The sequence below is a fragment of the Gilliamella mensalis genome (genome assembly GCF_900103085.1).
Lineage (GTDB): Bacteria > Pseudomonadota > Gammaproteobacteria > Enterobacterales > Orbaceae > Gilliamella > Gilliamella mensalis.
On record NZ_FMWR01000020.1, the window covers coordinates 1 to 3361 of the forward strand.

A 3361-nucleotide genomic window follows, 5' to 3' on the forward strand; every position below is an offset into this window, starting at 1 on the left:
ATAGTGCGATATTTCAAAATCAAAGCGTGGTGAGTGTAGTTGAAGAAGTGCTGCGCAGTCATGGTTTGACGGGCATTGATTACCGTTTAGAACTAAAAGATAGCTACCCAGAGCGGGCGTTTATCACTCAATGGCAAGAAAGTGACCTTGCCTTTATTCAACGCTTATTGGCCGATGTCGGTATTTGGTTTCGCTTTGAAACGCATGCCGAACATCATTGTGATGTGATGGTGTTAAGTGATTATGAGCAAGGCTATGCGCAAGTGGCCGATATTGACTATAAACCGCCCAGTGGTATGGCAGATAGTGGCGTGGAAAGTGTGTGGGATATCAGCCTGCATAGTGAAGTGGTGACCTCCTCAATCAAGGTACAAGACTATAACTACCGTGATGCCCTCGCTGATTTACAGGGGGAAGTTAACACCCAACCCAAAGACCTTACCACCTACGGCACTGACTATCGCTATGCCGAGCACTATAAAGGTTTAGATAGCAACGGACAAGAAAACTTGTCAACTCGTGGCGATAATAGCGATGATGATGATAACCAAGATAATAATGATAATCGTGATAACGGCAATAATCCTAATGAGCATAACAGGCATGACGATAATCAGATTGAAAGCGGTCAGTGGTATGCCCGTATTCGTCATGAACAGGCTATTAGCCAGCAAATTATCCTCAAAGGCAAGAGTAACCGCTATAACCTTGCTCCCGGTCAATGGATTAACCTCAACGGCAGTCCGCTAGCAGATATTAATGACGGTATCATCATTTTAAGTGTACAGGGGCAAGGTAATCGCACTGATGCCTATGAACTCACCTTTACCGCTATTCCCTATCAAGCCTTAAAACCCTATCGCCCCGCGCCCATACGTTGGCCACAAGTCAGTGGCACGTTACCTGCCAGAGTCACCAGTCCAGACAATGACACTTATGGCTATATTGATACCCAAGGGCGTTACCGAGTTAAATTTAATGTTGACCTGAAAGAATGGAAAAATGGCAGTGAAAGCTTATGGGTACGTTTAGCTAAACCTTATGCAGGTAACACCTATGGTTTTCACTTTCCCTTAATTGACGGCACCGAAGTGGCCATTGCCTTTATGCAGGGCAACCCAGACAGACCTTATATTGCCCATGCGATGCATGATAGTGCTCACCCCGACCTTGTCACCACCATTAACAAACACCGCAATGTGATTCGCACCCCGGCTAACAACAAACTGCGCATGGATGATAAACGTGGGCAAGAGCATATTAAACTGGCTACCGAATACGGCAAAACTCAGCTTAACCTAGGTCACTTAGTTAACCAAAATAAAGAAGCGCGCGGAGAGGGTTTTGAACTGCGCACCGACGAATGGGGGGCGATTGCCGCTAACAAAGGCTTATACTTAACTACCCAAACCGAGCCGAAAGCGCAAGGCAAACAGCTTGATATGCAAGCGGCGATTGCCCAAATTGAAAATGCCCTCTCTATTGCCAAAGCGCTACAAAATGCGGCTACTCAGTCCGAGGCGCACAGCGCCGATACCGACAGCCAAGCGCAACTTAAAGCCAACTTAACTCAGCTAACCCAAAGTGGCATTTTAGCCTATGCGCAAGAAGGCATTGCTTTAACCAGCCCTGAAAATATTCAACTGACAACAGCTAACAGCCTGACCTTAACCAGCGAACATCAAACCGACATCAACGCTTTAAACAACGTCACCCTTTCATCGGCTGAAGCGATTGGCTTATTTGCCCAAAAATCAGGCATGAAACTATTTGCCAACCAAGGTGATATTGAAGTGCAAGCCCAAAACGCCAATCTCAATATAGCTGCCAAGCAAGATATCGAAGTGGATAGTGTGGATGGTGAGGTAACTATTACAGCGAGCGATGAACTAACGTTAATCTGCGGTGGCTCTTATATCAAAATCAGCAGTGAAGGCATCGAACTTGGCACACCGGATAATATCTATCTTAAATGTAATGTGATGCAGAAGATGGGGTCGGCAAGTATAAATGATAATAAACTTAAATTCTCAAAAAGTGATGTTGATGTCGCGCTTAGGCGATTAATAGAGAGTGACCATATTAATTTTTCAGGTTAAGGAACTAAAAAATGACATTATCAGCGGTAAAAAAATGGAAATATCCCGTTATTATAGATGGAAAAGAGAAATTAAGCGCAAATGCTTATTACGAAGCATTAATGTCGGTATCAACGGGGTTTTATCCTGTCAGTGTAAACAAGCTTATACACAGTGGTGTTCATTTTGATTCAAATGTGCTTAAAAAGTTGGGGAATGAAAAAGCGCGTAGAGTGCATTGTATTGCTGATGGCGAGGTTATCGCCTACCGCGTTAATGACCGTTATCAAAAAATAGATAAAGGCGATGAAGTTGTTTTTTTCTCAACCGGTTTTGTTCTGGTTAGGCACTTACTTGAAATGGAGCGTATAGAAGAAGCGTCAGCCTCAGAAAGCGATACAACCGAAAATAACACCAATACAGAAGGGACAGCGACCGACACATCCGCTTCATCTGGAGCGGCGACAACGTCAGAGACAACACCCAACACTACCGAGCAAGCAAAAGAAAAACAGCCAGGACACCGTCTTTATTTTTATAGTTTGTATATGCATTTAGCGGATACAAACTATTACGACAAAAATCCTAACGAGCCAACACCCGCATTTTGGGAGCAGGATATTTATCGTGTCCGTATAGGGCATAAAGAATTAGATTACGTAGATGGGTTAAATATTCGAGAAACACCCGATAATTCAAATAATAAAAATATACGCGCAGTGTTACAAAAAGGCACAAAAGTCAATTTAAATCTAGATTTGCATGATGAAAAATATGAATGGTATGCTGTTTCGAATTTTGTCGAAGGGTATTTTTCAATTCCTGAATTAAAACCTATAAAATACAAATGTGATAAAACAGGAACAGAAGTCGATATTTTAGGTTGGGTGTATACCGGCAAAGTAGTAACAACATCAGAATTTGAAATACTGGGCAGTGAAACCGATACAGGATTGACGAAAGAAAAAAAAGAAAAAGAGTTGAACGCTAATTTAGTAAAATCTAAAGGTTTAAGAGTCTGGAATGACTTTAAGGATAAAAACGATAAAAAACTTTACTCAATGCTACCAGTGGGCACACAAGTTAAAATATCAGAAGAGAAAAAATCGAAAAGTTATGTTGAGTTAATGGAAGTGGTTCGAGATGGCAAACCCACACTACCGTTACCAACAGAAAAGAAAAAAGTTTGGTATGATTGCCTTGAAAATATAGTCAGAGGGAAAAAATACAACGAAGTAGTGGTCTTAGATAAACCCTTTCCAATTAAAGCGGGTGATTTAGTG

Annotated in this window: 1 protein-coding gene and 1 pseudogene; both read left to right on the forward strand. The window is 42.0% G+C overall.

The window, feature by feature from the left end; translation table 11 throughout:
* On the forward strand, positions 1 to 2099 hold a 2099-nt coding region (locus tag BQ5209_RS10105), incomplete at its 5' end, for a type VI secretion system Vgr family protein (protein ID WP_085248672.1).
* Positions 2100 to 2110: 11 nt separating this feature from the next.
* Positions 2111 to 3361 (forward strand): annotated as a pseudogene (locus tag BQ5209_RS10110) (hypothetical protein); the annotation flags it as partial.